The 17418-nt window shown below is 71.3% G+C and carries 13 protein-coding genes and 1 tRNA gene; 9 read left to right on the top strand and 5 right to left on the bottom strand.

Annotation, left to right across the window (positions count from 1 at the left end; translation table 11 throughout):
- The first annotated feature begins 48 nt into the window (after nucleotides 1-48).
- Both NRP21_RS16265 and rpoD read left to right on the top strand, forming a co-directional pair.
- Nucleotides 49-125: transfer RNA gene (locus tag NRP21_RS16265), tRNA-Met, on the top strand.
- A 446-nt stretch (nucleotides 126-571) separates the two neighbouring features.
- Complete coding sequence (gene rpoD / locus NRP21_RS16260; protein ID WP_257717272.1) at nucleotides 572-2485, top strand: RNA polymerase sigma factor RpoD; 1914 nt, start codon at nucleotides 572-574, stop codon at nucleotides 2483-2485.
- A gap of 120 nt (nucleotides 2486-2605) precedes the next feature.
- On the opposite strand, the gene NRP21_RS16255 is transcribed toward rpoD, so the two are convergent.
- Nucleotides 2606-3280: a FadR/GntR family transcriptional regulator gene (locus NRP21_RS16255; protein ID WP_257717271.1), complete on the bottom strand. Its 675-nt coding sequence runs from the start codon at nucleotides 3278-3280 to the stop codon at nucleotides 2606-2608.
- Nucleotides 3281-3373: 93 nt separating this feature from the next.
- Between NRP21_RS16255 and NRP21_RS16250 the strand changes: the two genes are divergently transcribed.
- The 7 genes from NRP21_RS16250 (at nucleotide 3374) to NRP21_RS16220 (ending at nucleotide 10577) form a co-directional block, all read left to right on the top strand.
- A complete protein-coding gene (locus NRP21_RS16250) occupies nucleotides 3374-4288 on the top strand; it encodes a fumarylacetoacetate hydrolase family protein (protein WP_257717270.1) in 915 nt (304 codons plus the stop codon).
- Nucleotides 4289-4405: 117 nt separating this feature from the next.
- On the top strand, nucleotides 4406-5404 hold the full coding sequence (locus NRP21_RS16245) for a tripartite tricarboxylate transporter substrate binding protein (RefSeq protein WP_257717269.1): 999 nt from the start codon (nucleotides 4406-4408) through the stop codon (nucleotides 5402-5404).
- Nucleotides 5405-5428: 24 nt separating this feature from the next.
- A complete protein-coding gene (locus tag NRP21_RS16240; protein WP_257717268.1) occupies nucleotides 5429-6406 on the top strand; it encodes a tripartite tricarboxylate transporter substrate binding protein in 978 nt (325 codons plus the stop codon).
- Nucleotides 6406-6873 (top strand): (2Fe-2S)-binding protein, encoded by a 468-nt coding sequence (locus NRP21_RS16235; RefSeq protein ID WP_257717267.1) that lies wholly within the window; start codon nucleotides 6406-6408, stop codon nucleotides 6871-6873. The genes NRP21_RS16240 and NRP21_RS16235 overlap by 1 nt, the downstream gene beginning before the upstream one ends.
- Complete coding sequence (locus tag NRP21_RS16230; RefSeq protein WP_257717266.1) at nucleotides 6870-9014, top strand: molybdopterin cofactor-binding domain-containing protein; 2145 nt, start codon at nucleotides 6870-6872, stop codon at nucleotides 9012-9014. Before NRP21_RS16235 ends, NRP21_RS16230 begins: the two co-directional genes overlap by 4 nt.
- Nucleotides 9015-9019: 5 nt before the next feature.
- On the top strand, nucleotides 9020-10012 hold the full coding sequence (locus NRP21_RS16225; RefSeq protein ID WP_257717265.1) for a substrate-binding domain-containing protein: 993 nt from the start codon (nucleotides 9020-9022) through the stop codon (nucleotides 10010-10012).
- Nucleotides 10013-10196: 184 nt separating this feature from the next.
- Complete coding sequence (locus NRP21_RS16220) at nucleotides 10197-10577, top strand: hypothetical protein (protein ID WP_257717264.1); 381 nt, start codon at nucleotides 10197-10199, stop codon at nucleotides 10575-10577.
- A 24-nt stretch (nucleotides 10578-10601) separates the two neighbouring features.
- Here the strand turns inward: NRP21_RS16220 and NRP21_RS16215 are convergent, their stop codons facing one another.
- From NRP21_RS16215 to htpG, 4 genes are all read right to left on the bottom strand, one after another.
- Complete coding sequence (locus tag NRP21_RS16215; protein ID WP_257717263.1) at nucleotides 10602-12947, bottom strand: type IA DNA topoisomerase; 2346 nt, start codon at nucleotides 12945-12947, stop codon at nucleotides 10602-10604.
- Between the two features lie 73 nt (nucleotides 12948-13020).
- The gene (locus tag NRP21_RS16210; RefSeq protein WP_257717262.1) at nucleotides 13021-14424 is read right to left on the bottom strand and encodes a phospholipase D family protein; all 1404 of its coding nucleotides are present in this window, start codon (nucleotides 14422-14424) and stop codon (nucleotides 13021-13023) included.
- 50 nt (nucleotides 14425-14474) lie between these two features.
- A complete protein-coding gene (locus tag NRP21_RS16205) occupies nucleotides 14475-15323 on the bottom strand; it encodes an endonuclease/exonuclease/phosphatase family protein (RefSeq protein WP_257717261.1) in 849 nt (282 codons plus the stop codon).
- A 170-nt stretch (nucleotides 15324-15493) separates the two neighbouring features.
- Nucleotides 15494-17329 carry a molecular chaperone HtpG gene (htpG, locus tag NRP21_RS16200; protein WP_257717260.1) on the bottom strand — a complete coding sequence of 612 codons (1836 nt, stop codon included), beginning with the start codon at nucleotides 17327-17329 and terminating at the stop codon, nucleotides 15494-15496.
- Between the last annotated feature and the right edge of the window lie 89 nt (nucleotides 17330-17418).

Raw genomic sequence — 17418 nt, 5'->3', positions numbered from 1 at the left:
CGGTCAGCGCCAGGCCACCCGACCGGACGACATGAACCCCATCACCCACGCGGGGTGGAGCAGCCCGGTAGCTCGTCAGGCTCATAACCTGAAGGTCACAGGTTCAAATCCTGTCCCCGCATCCAAATCCGCACCACTCAACCCCTCGCCACCCCAGGCCGAGGGGTTTTTCGTGCCCACAGCACAACCCCACACCCTCACGCCAGCTCCGGATATTGGATCGCTATCGTCGACCGGACCCGCTCAGATCGAGCGCGGCTGTCTCGAGAGCCGTGACGCAGGTCGAATGGCCGCCACCTGTGCCGAGCTTCGCTGCCGGCAAGCGCGTTGCTGCTTGGCAAGAGCCCTGGCCCAGGGGCCAGCAAAGCACATCCCAAAGCAAACGATCGGCCCGAAACGCTGCCGAGGCATCCAAATGCAGAGTCCGCAAGTCGGCAATGTCTCGAGAAAGTGTGGAAGGCTGCAATTAGGTCTGGGCATTTGGCTGCGGAAACCCCAGATGGGCGCCTCTCCGTAGGTGCGCGCTCGCGGGCACCTACGGGACGCGGGTGTTTCTCAGGGGAGGCGTGGCATGGCGGTGACGGACACGAGCGCATTGGTTCTCGAAGAGCGCGAAGAAGCCTTGCTTGCCGCGCTGCCCGAGGCTGAGGGGCAGGCCCTACGGCAGCTCGCGGAGATCGCGAGGAGCCGCGGCCATGTCACCCATGCCGAGATTGAGGCCGCGCTGCCCAGCGACCAGATTTCCTCTGACCGCATCGAGGACGCTCTGCGCGTGCTGACCTACCTCGGCGTCGAGGTAGCTGACCAGGACGATGCCGACGAGACGGAAGCCGGAACGACCAACCGGCCGAGCGCGGCCGTGGACGAGGACGAGGAGGCAACCGGCAACGTCAAGGCGGATGCCGGCATCAACGCCGATCCAGTTCGCATGTACCTGCGCGATATGGGCGAGAAGATGCTGCTCACCCGCGAAGGTGAGATCGCGATCGCCAAGCGCATCGAGGCCGGCCGCGCCATGATGATCGAGGGGCTTTGCGAGGCGCCCCTGGTTCTCGACTCCATCCTGGGCTGGGCCCGGGCCGTGCGCGAGGAGCGCATGCTCCTGCGCGACGTCCTCGACCTGGAGGCGACCGCCGGCGCTGGCGAGGGGCCGTTGGACGACGGCGAGGGTGGCGAGGACGACGACCGGGAAGAGGGTGAGGGCCATTCCGGGACGACCTCTCCCTCGGTCCTGGAGCAGCAGGTCAAGCCCGAGGCGCTGGCCGCCTTCGCCGGTATCGAGGCGGCCTATGAGGGGCTGAAGGGCCTCCAGGCCCGCCGCATGGCGGCCTATGCCGACGGCGCCGCCCTGTCGCCCGAGGACGAGACCGACTACGCCCGCCTTCGGGGCGAGCTGGTGGCGCTGGTCGGCAAGCTGCACCTGCACGCGAACCGTATCACCGAGCTCGTGGACCGTATGCGGGACATGAACAAGCGGCTGACCGCCTCCGAGGGGAAGCTGCTGCGTGTGGCGGAGAGTGCCGGCGTGAAGCGCGACGACTTCCTCGCCGCCTATCACGCCGCCGGCTCCTCCCCCGAGTTCATCGCCGGCCTTGCGAACCGCAAGGGCAAGGGCTGGATGGCGCTGGCGACCCGCTATGCCGACGAGGCAGAGGGCGCCCGCTCCGCGATCCTGTCGCTCGCCGCCGAGGCGGGGATGCCGGTGGACGAGTTCCGCCGCGTGCAGGCCGTCGTGGCGCGTGGTGAGCGCGACATGAACCGCGCCAAGAAGGAGATGACGGAGGCGAACCTGCGCCTCGTGATCTCCATCGCCAAGAAGTACACGAACCGCGGCCTGCAGCTGCTCGATCTTGTCCAGGAAGGCAACATCGGGCTGATGAAGGCGGTGGATAAGTTCGAGTACCGCCGCGGCTTCAAGTTCTCTACCTACGCCACTTGGTGGATTCGCCAGTCCGTCACCCGCGCCATCGCCGACCAGGCGCGGACGATCCGCGTGCCCGTGCACATGACGGAGACGGTGAACAAGCTCAACCGTACCTCTCGCCAGATGATGCACGAGCTGGGCAGGGAACCGACGCCGGCGGAGCTGGCCGCCAAGCTGGGCCTGCCGGTGGACAAGGTGATCAAGGCGCAGAAGATCGCGAAGGAGCCGATCTCCCTCGAGACGCCGATCGGCGACGAGGAGGATAGTCACCTCGGCGACTTCATCCGGGACGACAACGCCGTCATGCCGCTCGACGTCGCGGTGCATGCGGGCCTGCGGGACGCGGCGACCCGCGCCCTGTCCGAGCTCAGCCCGCGCGAGGAGCGCGTGCTGCGGATGCGCTTCGGCATCGGCGTGAACTCCGACCACACGCTGGAAGAGGTCGGGCAGCAGTTCAACGTGACCCGCGAGCGCATCCGGCAGATCGAGGCGAAGGCCTTGAAGAAGCTGCTTCACCCGTCCCGCTCCAAGCAGCTCCGCAGCTTCCTGGACGGCGCCTGAGTCAAGAAAGGGTCCCGGCGCCGCGCCGGGACCCGAGCGTTGTGGGCGCAGGGGCAGGAGACTGCCCCTGCGCCGATCGGCCGGGGCCAGATTTTTGGCCGGAAGGGCGGGTGAAGCCCACTAATCCCCGAACATGTAGCCCTGTATGAAGAGGATGTGCTCGCGCATTACGCGGCGGGCCTCCGCACGGTCGCGCGCGCGCACGGCCGCCACCATGGCGTGATGCTGGTCCTGCAACACGGCGCGCCGCTCCACCGTCTGTCCTCGCGCCTTCAGCTGCCCCCAATCCGTCCGCTCCCGCACCCGCGCCAGCGAGCGGGATATGGCGATAACGGCGCCGTTATGCGTGCCGAGGGCGAAGGCATCGTGCAGCGCCGCGTCCCAGTGCTCGAACGCCGCCAGCTCCCCCGCCTCGTCCGTGCCGCGCAGGCATTCCTCCATGCGCGCGATATCGGCCGGCGTGGCACGCGCGATGGCCAGCGAGATGGTCTCCGGCTCCAGGATCAGCCTGCATTCCACGACATCCGAGGGGCTGAGCGGCGCCTCCTCCACTACCGGCGCTGCCGGGGCAGCGCGGAAGGTGCCCCGGCCCACATGCCGGTGAATCAGCCCCCGGGTTTCAAGCGCATCCAGCGCCCGGCGCACGGTGTTCCGCGCCATCCCGTAGCGCGCGCCCAGCTCTCGCTCAGTGGGCAGCTTCTCGCCAGGCGCCCAGCGGTTCGCGCTCAGATCCCGCTCCAGCGCGGCCTGCAGGGCCTCCGCGCCGGCAAGGAACTCTAAAGGGGTTTGATCCATACTCGCGACAAAGGCCTTGACCGGGTCAACCAATGAGAGAACCATAGGGCTACATTGGTCTAGTGAAAAGCATAATTGGTATAGGGTGGCGGCATGAAGCTGGCGAGGCTGAAGACGGGTAGCGGTGCAAGGCTGGTGCGGGTGGACGCGGCCAGCAGCCGCTTCTGGCCCATCGAGACCCTGGCGGCGAACCTACCCGGCGAGATGACGGCGCTGATCGCCGCCCTGTCCGATGGCGCCACGCTGCCGGAGCCAACAGGCGAGGGCGAGGCGCTGGACCCGGCGATGCTGCTAGCCCCCGTGCCGCAACCGCCGCGCAACATCTTCTGCGTCGGCAAGAACTACCACGCTCATGCGAAGGAGTTCGCCGGCAGCGGCTACGACTCCTCCTCCACCTCCGCAGCGGACGCCATCCCCAAGGCGCCCATCATCTTCACCAAGCCCTTCACCTCCATCTCCGGCCCCTGGGACGACATTCCGATGGTGCCCGGCCTGGACGCGGAACTGGATTACGAGGCGGAGCTGGCCGTGGTGATCGGCCGCGGTGGCCGCTGCATCCCGAAATCCGACGCCATGTCGCACGTTTTCGGCTACACCTTGGTCAACGACGTCACGGCGCGCGACCTGCAGGGCAAGCACAAGCAGTGGCTGCTCGGGAAGGGGATCGACGGCTTCTGCCCCATGGGCCCCTTCCTCGTCACGGCCGACGAACTGGACGCCGCCGCCATGCGCGTGACCTGCACGGTGAATGGTGAGAAGCGGCAGGACGCCACCACCGCCGACCTGATCTTCGACATCCCAACGCTGATCGAGACCATCTCCCTCAGCATGGCGCTGCTGCCCGGCGACATTATCGCCACCGGCACGCCGGAGGGCGTGGGCATCGGTTTCAAGCCGCCCCGCTTCCTGCGGGATGGCGATGTCGTGGAGTGCGCGATCGAGGGCATCGGCAGCATCCGCAACACGCTGCGCAAGGTGGACCCGGCGGCGCTGCGCGGCGCCGCCTGAAGCGGCCGCGCGCCGGCCAGCGCGCGGCATGAGGAAGTGAGGGGAGGGGGACGGCACAAAGCCGCCCCGCCCCGTGGTTCAGGAATGGCGGGTGCCCGGCGCCCGCGGGAGGCGTGTGTGCTCCTTCGTCGTGAACTCTTGGCAGCCCTGGGTGCGGCGGGCGCACTGCCCGCGGGGATTTCGCTGGCCCAAGGATCATCCCAGGGGGCGTCCTGGCCGAACCGGGCCATCCAGGTCGTCGTGCCCTTCCCGCCGGGCGGGCAGGCCGATGTCACGGCCCGTCCCGTCTCCGCCGCGCTGGAGCGCGTGTTCAACCAGGCGCTGCCGGTGGTGAACCGGCCGGGCGCGGGCGGCATCGTCGGCACGGCCAGCGTCGCCCGCGCGGCACCGGATGGCTACACCGCGCTGATGGCGCTCTCCTCCCACGCCATGCTGCCGGAGAGCGAGCGCATCCAGGGCCGCACCCCGGCCTACACGGTGGAGCAGTTCGCCCCCATCGCCCGCTTCACCGCAGACCCGACCGTGCTGGTGGTGCCGGCGAGCTCCCCCTGGAAGACGCTGGCCGACTTCGTCGAGGACGCGAAGCGGCGCCCCGGCGTGATCACCTACGGCTCGGCCGGCAACTACTCCACCCTGCATGTCGCGATGGCGATGCTGACGGGCGCCGCGAACCTCGACCTGCTGCATGTCCCCTTCCAGGGCGGCGGGCCCGCGCTGACCGCACTTCTCTCCGGAACGCTGGACGCATTGGCCTCCGGCCCCGGCCCTGCCGCGGTGCATGTGAAGGAGGGCAGGCTGCGCGCCCTGGCGAACTGGGGCAGCCAGCGCATCCCCGGCTTCGAGGACGTGCCGACCTTCAAGGAGCTCGGCTACCAGGATGTCGAGTTCTACATCTGGGCAGGCCTCTTCCTGCCCGCGGCAACACCGCCCGAGATCCAGGAGCGGCTGCGCCAGGCATCGCGCCAGATCTGCGAGAGGGATGAGGCGCTGAAGCGCGCGCTGGACACTGCCGGCAGCCCCATCGCCTATCTCGACGGCCCGGCCTTCGAGCGGTTCTTCAACGAGGACAGCGCGCGGCTGGTCCGCGCGGTGCAGCGCATCGGCAAGGTCGATTAACGGCCGCCGGCGGGGAGACGAAGGATGGACCATCGCATCACGCGGCGCGGGCTCGGCGCCCTCGCCGCCGGCGCGCTCGCCGCGCCCGCCATCGCGCAGGAGACGGCGTGGCCCAGCCGCGCGGTGCGCATCGTCGTGCCCTTCGGGGCGGGCGGCTCCGCCGACATCGCGGCGCGCAACGTGGCCGAGGCGCTGAGCCAGGGCCTGGGCCAGCCCTTCGTGGTGGAGAACCGGCCGGGCGCGGGCGCCTCCATCGGCACGGATGCCGTCGCGAAGGCGGCGCCGGATGGCTACACCATCCTGATGATGTCCAACACGCACACCGCGAACGAGACGCTCCTGCCCAACCGCCCCTACGTGCTGATGCGGGACCTCGCGGCGGCCGCGGCGGTGAACGTGGCGCATCACGTGCTGGCGGTGCATCCCTCGCTCGGCGTGAACAGCGTGGCGGAGCTGATCGCGAAGGCGAAGGCCAGTCCCGGCACGATCGACTACGCCTCCTCCGGCCCCGGCACGCCCTACCACATCGCGGGCGAGGTCTTCCGCGCCATGGCGGGCATCGAGATCCAGCACATCCCCTTCCGCTCCTCCGGCGAGGCGCGCACGGCTCTCATCTCCGGCCAGGTGCCGATGATGTTCGACGCCATCCCCACCATGGAGCCGCATGTTGCGGGCGGGCGGGCAAAGGCCCTGGCCACCACGGGCGCGCAGCGTGACCCGCTGCTGCCGAACCTGCCCACCGTCGCCGAAGCTGGCCTGCCGGGCTACGAGGCCTCCATCTGGCTCGGCCTGATGGCCCCGGCGCAGATGCCGAAGCCCATTGTCGAGAAACTGAACGCCGCGGTGAACGACTGGCTGGGCAAGCCCGCGACGCGCGCGGCCATGGCGAAGCAGGGCGCGCAGCCCATGCCCATGTCGGTCGCGGAGTTCGACGCCTTCCTGCGGAAGGACGTGGACACGCAGCGCCAGTACATCCGGATGGCGAAGATCGAGGTGAACTGATGCCGGTCGCCTTCACCCTGAACGGCGCCGCCGTGGAGGTGAAGGCGCCCGAAGGGATGACGCTGCTGCAGGCGCTGCGCGGCCCGCTGGGGCTGAGCGGCCCGCGCTTCGGCTGCGGGCAGGAGGCCTGCGGGAGTTGCATGGTGACGCTGGACGGCGAGGCGCGCCCCTCCTGCACCTTGCCGCTGGAAGCGGCGGCAGGGCGCGCCGTAGGCACGGTGGAGGGGCTGGGCACGCCGGAGGCGCCGCATCCCTTGCAGGCGGCCTTCCTGGCCGAGCAGGCCGGGCAGTGCGGCTGGTGCCTTTCCGGGATCCTGGTGAGCGCGGCAGCATTGCTGCGGCGGAACCCGGACCCGGACGAGGCGGCGGTGCGGGAGGCGCTGGAGCCGCATCTCTGCCGCTGCGGCGCGCAGAACCGGATCATCCGCGCCGTGCTGCGGGCCGCGCGGGTGGGCGCCCCGGCATGAACCTCGCCTACACCTTCGCCATGGGCCCCGCCGGTAACGCGCCGGACCTGCCGGGCAGCCTGCGGGCGGAGCCGCGCCTCTCGCGCTGGCTGCGCTTCTCCGCGGACGGCACGGTGACGCTCACGCCAGGCAAGGTGGAGCTCGGCCAGGGCATCCTGACCGCCCTGGCCCAGATCGCGGCAGAGGAGCTGGACGTGGCGCCTGCCCGGCTGCGGGTGGTGCCGGCGGTGACGGGCGCCAGCCCCGATGAGGGCGTGACCTCCGGCAGCCTCTCCATCCAGGAGAGCGGGGCAGCCATCCGCCAGGCGAGCGCGGAGGCACGGGCCATCCATCTCGGCCTCGCCGCCGGGCGCAGCGGCGTGCCGGCGGAGGCGATCCGCGTGGAGGACGGCACCTTCCTCGCGCCTGACGGATCGGCGATCGGCTCCTACTGGGCGCAAGCGGAGGACGCGCTGCTGGAGGTGGAGGCGCGCGGCGACGTGGCGCCGAAGCCCGCAACAGACCGCCGCATCGCCGGCCAGTCCCTTCCGCGGCTGGACCTGCCGGACAAGGTTTTCGGCGTGCCGCGCTACCTTCAGGACATGCGGCTGCCGGGCATGCTGCACGCCCGCGTCGTGCGGCCGCCAGCACGGGCCGCGACGCTGACCGGCGTGCGGGAGGGGCCGCTGCCCGGCGGCGCCACGATGGTGCGCGACGGATCCTTCCTGGCCGTGGTTGCCGGGGAGGAATGGGCCGCGGAGGCCGCCGCCGCGCGCGTGGCGGCCCGCGCCGAATGGGAGGTGCGGGAGAGCCTGCCGGAGGAGAACGCCCTGGCCGAGTGGCTGGCGGCCACCCCCGCCCAGGCGAGCGAGGTCGCGCGGCGCGACGACCCGGCGCCGCCCGCCGCCCAGGCCGTCTCCGCGCGCTTCCAACGCCCCTTCATCGCCCATGCCTCCATCGGCACCTGCTGCGCCGTCGCGCGCTGGGCCGAGGGCGCGCTGGAGGTCTGGACGCACAGCCAGGGCGTCTACAACCTGCGCGCCGACCTCGCGCTCGTGCTCGGCCTGCCGCCTGAATCGATCACCGTGCGCCACATGGAGGGCGCGGGCTGCTACGGCCATAACGGGGCGGACGACGTGGCGCTGGACGCCGCCCTCGCTGCCCGTGCCCATCCCGGCCGCCCCGTGCGCGCCCTGTGGAGCCGGGAGGAGGAGCTGGGCTGGGGCCCGCTCTCGCCCGCTGCCACCGCCGAGATCGAGGCCGCGGTCGATGCCGAGGGCATGCTCTGCCGCTGGCGGATGGTGCTGCGCGGCAACGGCCATTCCTCCCGCCCCGGGCGCGCGAAGCAGCCAACCCTGCTGGCGGCACCCTACCTCGATCCGCCGCAGCCCTGGCCGGTGGCGATCGACGCACCGATCGCGGCGGGCGGCGGCGGGCAGCGCAACGCCGTTCCGGGCTACGCCGTGCCGTCCCTGGACGTGGAGATGCACCGGCTGCTGGTAATGCCGCTGCGCTCCTCCGCCCTGCGCGGCCTGGGCGCCCTGCTGAACGTCTGGGCCATCGAGTCCGTCATGGACGAATTGGCGGAGGCGAGCGGGCAGGATCCCGTGGCCTTCCGCCTGCGCCACCTGGAGGAGGACCCGCGCGCCGCCGCCGTGCTGCGTGAGGCCGCCGCCATGTGCGGCTGGCCGCGCGCGGCGGACGGGGAAGGGGTGGGCACCGGCATCGCCGTCGCCCGCTACAAGGGCACGGGCGCCTGGTGTGCCGTGGCGGCTGAGGTGGAGGCGGCCGAGGTGGTGCGCTGCCGCCGCCTCTGGATCGCCGCCGATGTCGGCGAGGCGATCAACCCGGACGGCGCGGTGAACCAGCTGGAGGGCGGCGCCCTCCAGGCCGTGTCCATCGCACTGAAGGAGGCGGTGCGCTTCGACCGGATGAACGTCACGGGCACGCGCTGGGAGGACTACCCGATCCTGCGCTTCTCCGAGGTGCCGGCGGTGGAGCTGCGCCTCATCGGCCCGCAGGACGCCAAGCCGCTGGGCGCGGGCGAGCCCTCGCTTGGCCCCACCATCGCGGCGATCGCGGGCGGCATCCACGCCGCCCTAGGCATCCGCCCGCGCGCCATGCCCTTCACGCCCGACAACCTTGCCGCCGCGATGGAATAGACAGCTTGCCCGAGAACCTCCGCCTCACCCTGGCCTGCTCCAGCTCCGACCGCACGCGCCCCATCATCGACGGGCGGGTTGGGGTGGCGGGCGTTGCCCTTACCGTGCTGCCGGGCGAGCCGGAGGACATCTTCCGCCGCGCCCTGCGGGACCGCGCCTTCGATGTGACGGAGCTCTCCATGGGCAGCCACATCGTCACCACGGCCCGGGGCGACGCGCCCTATATCGGCATCCCCGTCTTCCCCTCCCGTTCATTCCGTCACGCCGCGATCTATGTCCGCACGGATCGCGGCATCCGCACGGCGAAGGACCTGGCGGGCAAGCGCATCGGCCTGCCGGAGTACCAGCAGACAGCGGCGCTCTGGGTGCGCGGGGCGCTGCGCGAGTACTACGGCGTGGACACGCGCGGCATCGCCTGGCGCACCGGCGGCATGGAGGAGACGGGGCTGGGCGAGCGGGTGGCGCTGAAGCTGCCGCCGGAGATGGACGTGAAGCCCATCGGCCCCATGGAAACGCTGAACGGCCTGCTGGCCTCGGGTGATCTGGATGCCGTGGTCGGGCCGCGCCCGCCCTCCTGCTTCCTGGGCCGCTCGGCGCCGGTGGACCGCCTCTACCCGGATTTCCGGACGGAGGAGGAGGCGTACCACCGCGCCACCGGCTTCTTCCCGATCATGCACTGCGTGGCGCTGCGGAAGGAGTTGGCGGCGGCGCATCCCTGGCTGCCGCTGGAACTGTTCCGCGCCTTCGCGGGGGCGCGCGCCATGGCGGTGGCGGACCTGACGATGGTGAACGTGCTGCGCGCCTCGCTGCCCTGGATCGCGGCCGAGGCGCAGAAGCAGATCGACTTTATGGGCGGCGATCCCTGGCCCTACGGCTTCCGCCGCAATCGGGACGAGATCGCGGCCATGATCCGCTTCGCCCTGGCGGACGGGCTGGCGGCGAAGGAGATCGCCCCGGAGGAGCTGTTCCACCCCAGCGTGCTCGACGCCATCGCCTAGCCCCGTTCGCCCGGCGGCGGGACGGACGGGGCCGGATTGCCCGAGGCAGGGCCTGGGCGCCGCGGTCACGATCCCGTCCTCACGCCCCGCGAAGTGTCGTGAAGCCAACACAAGGGCGTGGCGTTTCCCTGCCCACGAGGAACCAGGACATGCCGCGCTTGCAATTTCACCCCATGGTCGGCCCATGACCACCGAGCCCCTGGAGCTTTTCAACGGCATGGCCTCGGCCATCGCCAGGTCGGCCGCCGAGAGCCAGTGGGGCCGGTCACTCCAGGTAACGACGGAGCCTCATGACATCCTGATCGCCGAAGGCGGCGGGGGGCCGGGGCGACCATCCGTCAAAGGCAGCTTCATGGTGCTGGTGGACGGCGCGCCGGGCACCATGACAGCCGCGCTCACCCCCGAGGACGAGCCCGGGCATTTCGAGTTCCGGCTGGCGGTGGTCCTCGATGGCGCGGAGGAGGAGATCGTCTTCACCGCCACCGTGGAGGACACGGTCGGGCTTCGGGACGCCTACGAAGCCCTTCTCGACACAGAAGCGGACGAGCAGAACGACTTGGCCTGACGCCAGCACGTCACGCCGCCATCGTCAGAGCCAGCCGCGCTCCCGGAAGCCTCCCAGGTCGGTGCCGGGCGGTGCGTACCAGCCGCCCGCGCGATACCGCGCCCCGAGCCGCAGCGCCGCTTCCTTGTTCCCGAAGGGGATGCGGAGTGGCGTCTCCGCGCGATCCGAGATCGGCTCCTCCGAGGCCGGCCGATCTGGCCCTGCCGCAGGGGCTGGCTGGGCGCGCCGCCTGGGCCGCCTGGGGGCCGGGCCTGTCCGGGACTCGTCCAGCGCCGGTGCCGCCTTCTTGCGGCGCCCAGTGGCGCGCCGACGGGGCGGTGCGGGCTCATCGCCCCCGGCCGGAGGACTTGTCGGCGCCGTCCCGGCCTTCCCGGAATGCTGGTCCAGGAAGGCGCGGCAGACCGCCCCGGACGCGTCGTAGCCGTCGGGGAGCTCCAGGCCCTTCTGACGGGCGAGCCCCTCGGCGAAGCGCTTCATCGCCGGCGTGGGCGGGCCATTCGCCACCCGCCCCTTCGCGCCGCCGCGCCGGGCCTGCGGGCGCAGCAGCGCCGGGTCGATCGGCGTTGTCCCGTCCTGCAGGCGGGCGATGATGCGGCTGGCCTGGGCGCAGACCGCATCGATCGCGCCCGCCATCTCCTGCTGGCCGACCAGCACCTCGTCCAGCAGGCGCTCCATTTGCGCCGTCACGCCAGGATCGACGAGGGCCGGGTCCGCCTTCTCCAGCACGGCGTACAGGGAGAGGCCGCGCGGCGTGGGGACGATGTTCTTGCCCTCGGTGACGAGGAACTCCTGCGCCTTCAGGCCGCGGATCACCTCAGCCCGGGTCGCCGGCGTGCCGATGCCCTTGGCTTCCTTCAGCCGCTCCTGCAGCGCCTCGTCCTCCACGAAGCGCCAGGCGTTCTGCATGGCCTCGATCAGCGTGCCCTCGTTGTAGCGGGGCGGGGGGCGGGTCTCCTTGGCTTCCACCATGGCGTCGTGCAGCCGGGCCGCCTCGCCGTCGCGCAGCGCGGGAAGCAACTGCGCGTCCTCGCCCTTCTCATCAGCCGGCTGCCAGTTCGGGAAGGCGGCGCGCCAGCCCAGCTCGATGGGCTGCCGGCCCACCGCACGGAAGACATGGCCTTTCACGTCGATCGTCGCAGTGGTCTGCCGGTAGCGGAAATCCGGCATCATCGCCGCGAGATAGGACCGGGCGATCACGTCGAAGAGCTTGCGCTCGTCGGCCGAAAGACGCGGCCAGACCTCGCGCAGCGTCTCCACCGTGTTCACGTTCGGGATCACGGCGTGGTGGCTGGCCCCGGCGAGCCCCTTGTCGTTGAACGGGCCGCCGGCACCCCGGCGGATCACTGGCGGGTCCGGCACCGGCACCTCGGCGAAGGCGCGGCCGACGCGCAGCCCGGCGACGATGCGCGGGACGTCCGGGATCAGGTTCTCCGGCAGGTAGCGCGTCTCGGCGCGGGGATAGGTGATGACCTTCTTGCCATCGCCGTCATAGAGCTCCTGCGCCACCTCCAGCGTGCGCGCCGCGGACCAGCCGAAGCGGGAACCACAGAGCTTCTGGAGCGAGGGCAGGTCGTGCAGGCGGGGAGGGGACTGGCGCTTATCCTCCACCTTCACGGAGAGCGGCCCTTCGAAGTCCTCGGCCAGCGCGGCGATTGCCTCCGCGTCCTCGCGCTTGAGGATTCGCTCCTTCGGCGCGTGTCGCATCCGCAGGGGGCCCGCCCCGGCCTCGGCGGTGGCGACCACCTCGAAATAGGCCTGCGGGACGAAGTTGCGGATCTCCAGCTCCCGCTTGCACACGATGGCCAGCGTCGGCGTCTTCACCCGGCCCACGCCGATCACGGTGCGCGCGCCGCGGGCCAGGGTCACGGTCGCCGTGCGGGTCAGGGAGAGATTGTAGATCTGGTCGGCCTGCCGCCGCGCCACGGCGGCGGCATAGAGGCGGGCATAGTCGGCGTTCGGCCTGGCTTGCGCGAAGGCGTTCCGGATGGTCTGGGGGTCCTGGGCGGTGAAGATCACCCGCATGACCCGGCCGCGATACTTCAGGTGCTCCAGGATCTCCTGCCCGATCAGTTGTCCCTCGCGGTCGCAGTCGGTGGCGAGCCAGACGCACTTGGCGCCCTTCAGCGCGGCGCGGATGGCCTGGAGCTTGGATGCCTTGTTGCCGCCCTTGGCGGGCTTGGTGCCGTAGAGCCCCTCCGGCCGAAGCAGGACGGGCGACCACCGCTTCCACTCCGGGACGACATCCTCCGGCTCCACCAGATCGAAGAGGTGGCCCTCGGCGGGCAGGATCGCCCCGTAGCGGCCGCCCACCGCGGCCCGGACATCCTTCGCCTGGCTGGTCTTCTCGGTGATGACGATCTGGTCGGTCATGGCTGCCCTTTAGATGTTCTCTAAAGGTTCCTGGATCACCCTGCCAGCCATTCTCCCCGTGATGGATCGCTGTTCAGAGCTGGGATTCAATCGGCAGCCTGCTGACCACCCAGGCCAGCGCGCGTCGCCGGAGCGAGGCGTCCGGCTCTGCCGCCACGGTCCCGTCCGAACTGTCCCAGCGAAGCGCCCCTTGCCCGTCCCGGGTCACCCGCCAACTCCGCGCCGGGTCGGAGAGACGCGCGAACTCCTCCTGCACCGCATCCCCGAGCGCGGGGTGGCGAACGAAGACCCCCATCTCCGTGTTCAGGGTCGCCGAGCGGGGGTCGAGGTTGAAGGAACCGACGAAGGCGTGCCCGCCATCCACCACCAGCGCCTTGGTATGCAGGCTGGCGCCGCGCGAGCCGAAGACGCCGGCCGATTCCTTGCCGGACCGCTTCAACTCGTAAAGCTCGATCCCCGCGTCCAGCAGGTGGCCGCGATGCCCGGCGTAGCCGCCATGCACCGCCACCACGTCCGTCGCGGCGAGGGAGTTGGTGACCACTGCCACCCGCACCCCGTTCCGCGCCAGGCGCTCCAGGATTGCCACCCCTTCCTCGCCCGGCACGAAATAGGGGGAGATCAGCAGCACCTCCCGCCGGGCCTCGTTCAGGGCCTCCAGGATCGCCGGCGCGAGGCACTCCTTCATCTCGGCGCGAGACAGCACCTTGTCCGGCGGGTCCGCGACCACCCGGATGGCCTCGGGCGCGAGAGGGGTGAGATCGGAGGAATCACCGGCCATGATCCGGGCCACGCCGGGATCGGCCCTCAGCCCCTCAAGGAAGGGCCGCGCGCCCTCGCCCTGCGCTGTCATGTCCAGGCGCCGGATGAGGGCGGCCAGCCGCCCGGGGCGCGGCCGCAGACCACTGGCGCGCCGCACCGTGCGGGCCAGCGGGTGGCGCCAGTACCGCTCGAACACTGCCTGCACGTCGCGCACCGCCTGTCCCCCGAGGACGAGGTCCAGGTCGCGGAAGTTGAAGGCGCCGGAAGCGTCGTAATACTCGTCGCCGACGTTGCGGCCGCCCACCACGGCCACCCGGCGATCGGCGATCCAGGCCTTGTTGTGCATCCGCCGGTTCAGGTGCCGCCCGCCGAACAGCATTTCCAGCACCAGCCCCACCTGGCCGAAGCGGCGCCAGCGCGTGGGGTTGAACAGCCGCACCTCGATCCCCGGATGCGCGTCCAGGATCGAGAGAACGCGTTCCCGCCCCAGCGCGTACATGTCGTCCAGCAGCAGGCGCACGCGCACGCCGCGCTCGGCGGCGCGCAGCACCTCCCGCGCCAGCAGCCGGCCGGTCAGGTCGTCGCGCCAGATGTAGTAGAGGAGATCCAGACTCTCCTGCGCCTCGCGCGCCGCGCGGCAGCGGGTCGCGAAGGCGACCAGCCCGTCCGGCACCACCGCGACGCCGCTGCCCTCCGCCGGCCAGGGCGGGGCGGGCACAATGGCGGCCTCCTCGACCCTGGTAGCGCTGGACACCGGGCCGCCCCCGGTCAGGCCGCGTTCGCCAGGGTCGCGCCGTGCACGGCGGCCAGCCGCAGCCGGGCCTTCAGCGGCAGGTGGTCGGAGGCGACGCGGGCCAGCGGCGTGTCATGGGCGCGCACCATCTCCACCAGCCCGTAGGGGCGGCCGAGGATGCGGTCCAGCGGCAGCAGGGGCAGGCGGCTGGGGAAGGTGGCGTGGTCGGGCCGCACGCCCTCGAAATGCCCCTCAAGCGCCATCAGGGAGGACCGGCGACCCGGCCGCCACTCGTTGAGGTCGCCGAGGATCACCGTCGGCATGTCGTCCGCGGCCTCCAGCGTCTCCAGGATGGCCGCCACCTGCCGCGCCCGGTGCCGCCGCAGCAGGCCGAAATGCGCGGAGACCACGCGCAGCGGCCCGGCCGGCAGGAGCAGGTCGGCCACGGCCGCGCCGCGCGGCTCGCCGCCAGGAAGGGTCAGGCGGTGCAGCCGTGTCACCTCGCCCGCGCGGAGCATCAGCGCGTTGCCGTGCCAGCCCTGCCCCTTGGGTACGTTGGAGAGGGGGACGTGGCGCAGCCCCGTGCGCCGCTCGATCCCCGCCATGTCCAGCAGGCCGACGCGGTGCCCGAAGCGGCGGTCCACCTCCTGCAGCGCCAGGATGTCCACGTTCAGCTCCGCGATCACCTCGCCCACGCGGGCGGGATCGAAGCGGTTATCCGTGCCGACGCACTTGTGAACATTGTAGGAGCCGATGGAGAGGTCGCCCGGGCGAAGGGGGATCGGCTCGGCCGGTGCCGCGCTGAGGCGCCCCCGGAGCAGGGAGAGGACGCGGGGTCGCAGCGTCCTCGGCTCAGGGTTCGTCCGCACGTTGGAAAGGGTCATCCTGCCTCAGCGACGAAGAGAGCGCGGCGAGGCGCCCCGGGAAGGGCCCAGATAGGGCCGGAGGGACCCTGATCCAAGGTGGAGGGCCAGGGCAAGGGGGTGCCCTTACCCTTGGTTGCGGCCACTGCGGGGCGGCGCTGCCGCGGGGACAGGCCGCTCGCGCCGCGGCGTCAGCCCAGGCTGGTCGCCAGCGCCTCCGCGACGCGCCGGGCGAAGGCGGCGGGGTCACGCGGGGTGTCGCCGTCCTGCACGCGGGCGAGGTCCAGCAGCAGCCCGGCGGCCTCGGCCACATCGCCCGCCTCGGCCTTCGCGGCGAGGCTCCGCACCAGCGGGTGGCGGGGGTTGATCTCCAGCACCGGATTCAACGAGCCGAAGTCGCGCCCCGCGCGCTGCAGCAGGCGCTGCATGTGCAGGTCGGGCCCGAATTCCGGCGCGGCGAGGACCACGGCGCTGTCCACCAGCCGGTCCGTGGCCCGCACCTCGGAGACATCCTCCTTCAGCGCGTCCTTCAGCAGCGGGAGGAGCTTCGAGAGGTCCGCCGCCTCGCCCTGGGCCGCATCGCCGCCCGCGATCTTCGAGAGATCGGCCGAGCCCTGGGTGACACTGCGGATCGGCTTTTCCTCGAAGCTTCCCAGCCGCTCCGGCCAGAAGGCATCGATGCTGTCGGAGAGCAGAAGCACCTCCACGCCGCGGGCACGGAAGCCCTCCAACTGCGGCGACTTCGCCAGCGCCTCGGCGGAATCGCCGGAGAGGACGTAGATCGCCTCCTGCCCTTCCTTCATGCGGGAGACATAGTCGGCCAGCGAGGTCCAGCCCTCCACGGCGGAGGAGCGGAAGCGCAGCAGCCCGGCAAGATCCTTCCGGTGCTCCGTGTCCTCGTAGATGCCCTCCTTCAGGACCGGGCCGAAGTTCTCCCAGAACTTCGCGTACTCCTCAGCCTCCTTCGCGCGGGTTTTCAGATCGGACAGCACGCGGTTCGTCACCGCCTTGCGAATGCGCGCCAGCACCGGCGTGGCCTGCAGCATCTCGCGCGAGACGTTGAGGGGCAGGTCCTCCGTGTCCACTACGCCCTGCACGAAGCGCAGCCAGGGCGGCAGCAGCGCCGCCTCGTCCGTGATGAACATGCGCCGGACATGCAGGCGCACGCGGCTCTCCCGCTCGCCCTCCACGACCTGGAAGGGCTTCATGCCCGGGATGAAAAGAAGCGCGGTGAACTCCACCGTGCCCTCGGCGTGCCAGTGCAGCGTCGCCCAGGGCTCGTCGAAGTTGTGGCCGAGGTGGCGGTAGAACTCCGTGTAGCTCTCGGCGCTGATCTCGGACTTCGGCTTGCGCCACAGCGCCGTGCCCTCGTTCGCCGGCTCGTCCTTCCCGTCCTCGGCGATGGTAATGGGCACCGTGATGTGGTCAGCCCACTTGCGGATGATGGTCCGCAGGCGGATCGGCTCCAGGAACTCCTCAGCGTCGGCCTTAACGTGCAGCACGATGTCCGTGCCGGGCTCGGCGCGCTCCGCGCGGGCGAGGGTGTAGTCGCCGCGGCCCTCGGAGGACCAGGTCCAGGTCTCGTCGGACCCGGCCTTGCGGGAGGTGACCTCCACCCGCTCCGCCACCATGAAGGCGGAGTAGAAGCCCACCCCGAACTGGCCGATGAGGCTGGGCCGGTCGCCCGGCTTCGCATCCGCCAGGGACTGGGTGAAGGCCCGGGTGCCGGAGCGGGCGATGGTGCCCAGGTTCTCCGCCATGTCGGCCTTGCTCATACCGATGCCGGGGTCGGTAACGGTCAGGGTGCGCGCGGCCTTGTCCGGCACGACCCGTACCGCGGAGCCTTCCGGCACGCCGGGCACCCCGCCGGTCAGGGCCTCGAAGCGGCGGCGGTCCACGGCATCGGCCGCATTCGCCACCAGCTCCCGCAGGAAGATCTCGCGGTCCGAGTAGAGGGCATGGACCACCAGGTCCAGCAGCCGCCCGACCTCAGCGCCGAATTCGTGGCGCTCCACCGTCTCGCTCACGCGTGTCCTCCGGAAAGGGAAACAACCGGAGGAGCGATATGAAAGAGGGGCCAGCGAGCTTCAAGGGGGGGGCGGGGGCGCCGCCCGCC

It is taken from the genome of Roseomonas populi, assembly GCF_024594815.1.
GTDB lineage: Bacteria > Pseudomonadota > Alphaproteobacteria > Acetobacterales > Acetobacteraceae > Roseomonas > Roseomonas populi.
The sequence above is the reverse complement of the archived record's forward strand: the minus strand, read 5'-3'. Positions and strand labels throughout refer to the sequence as shown.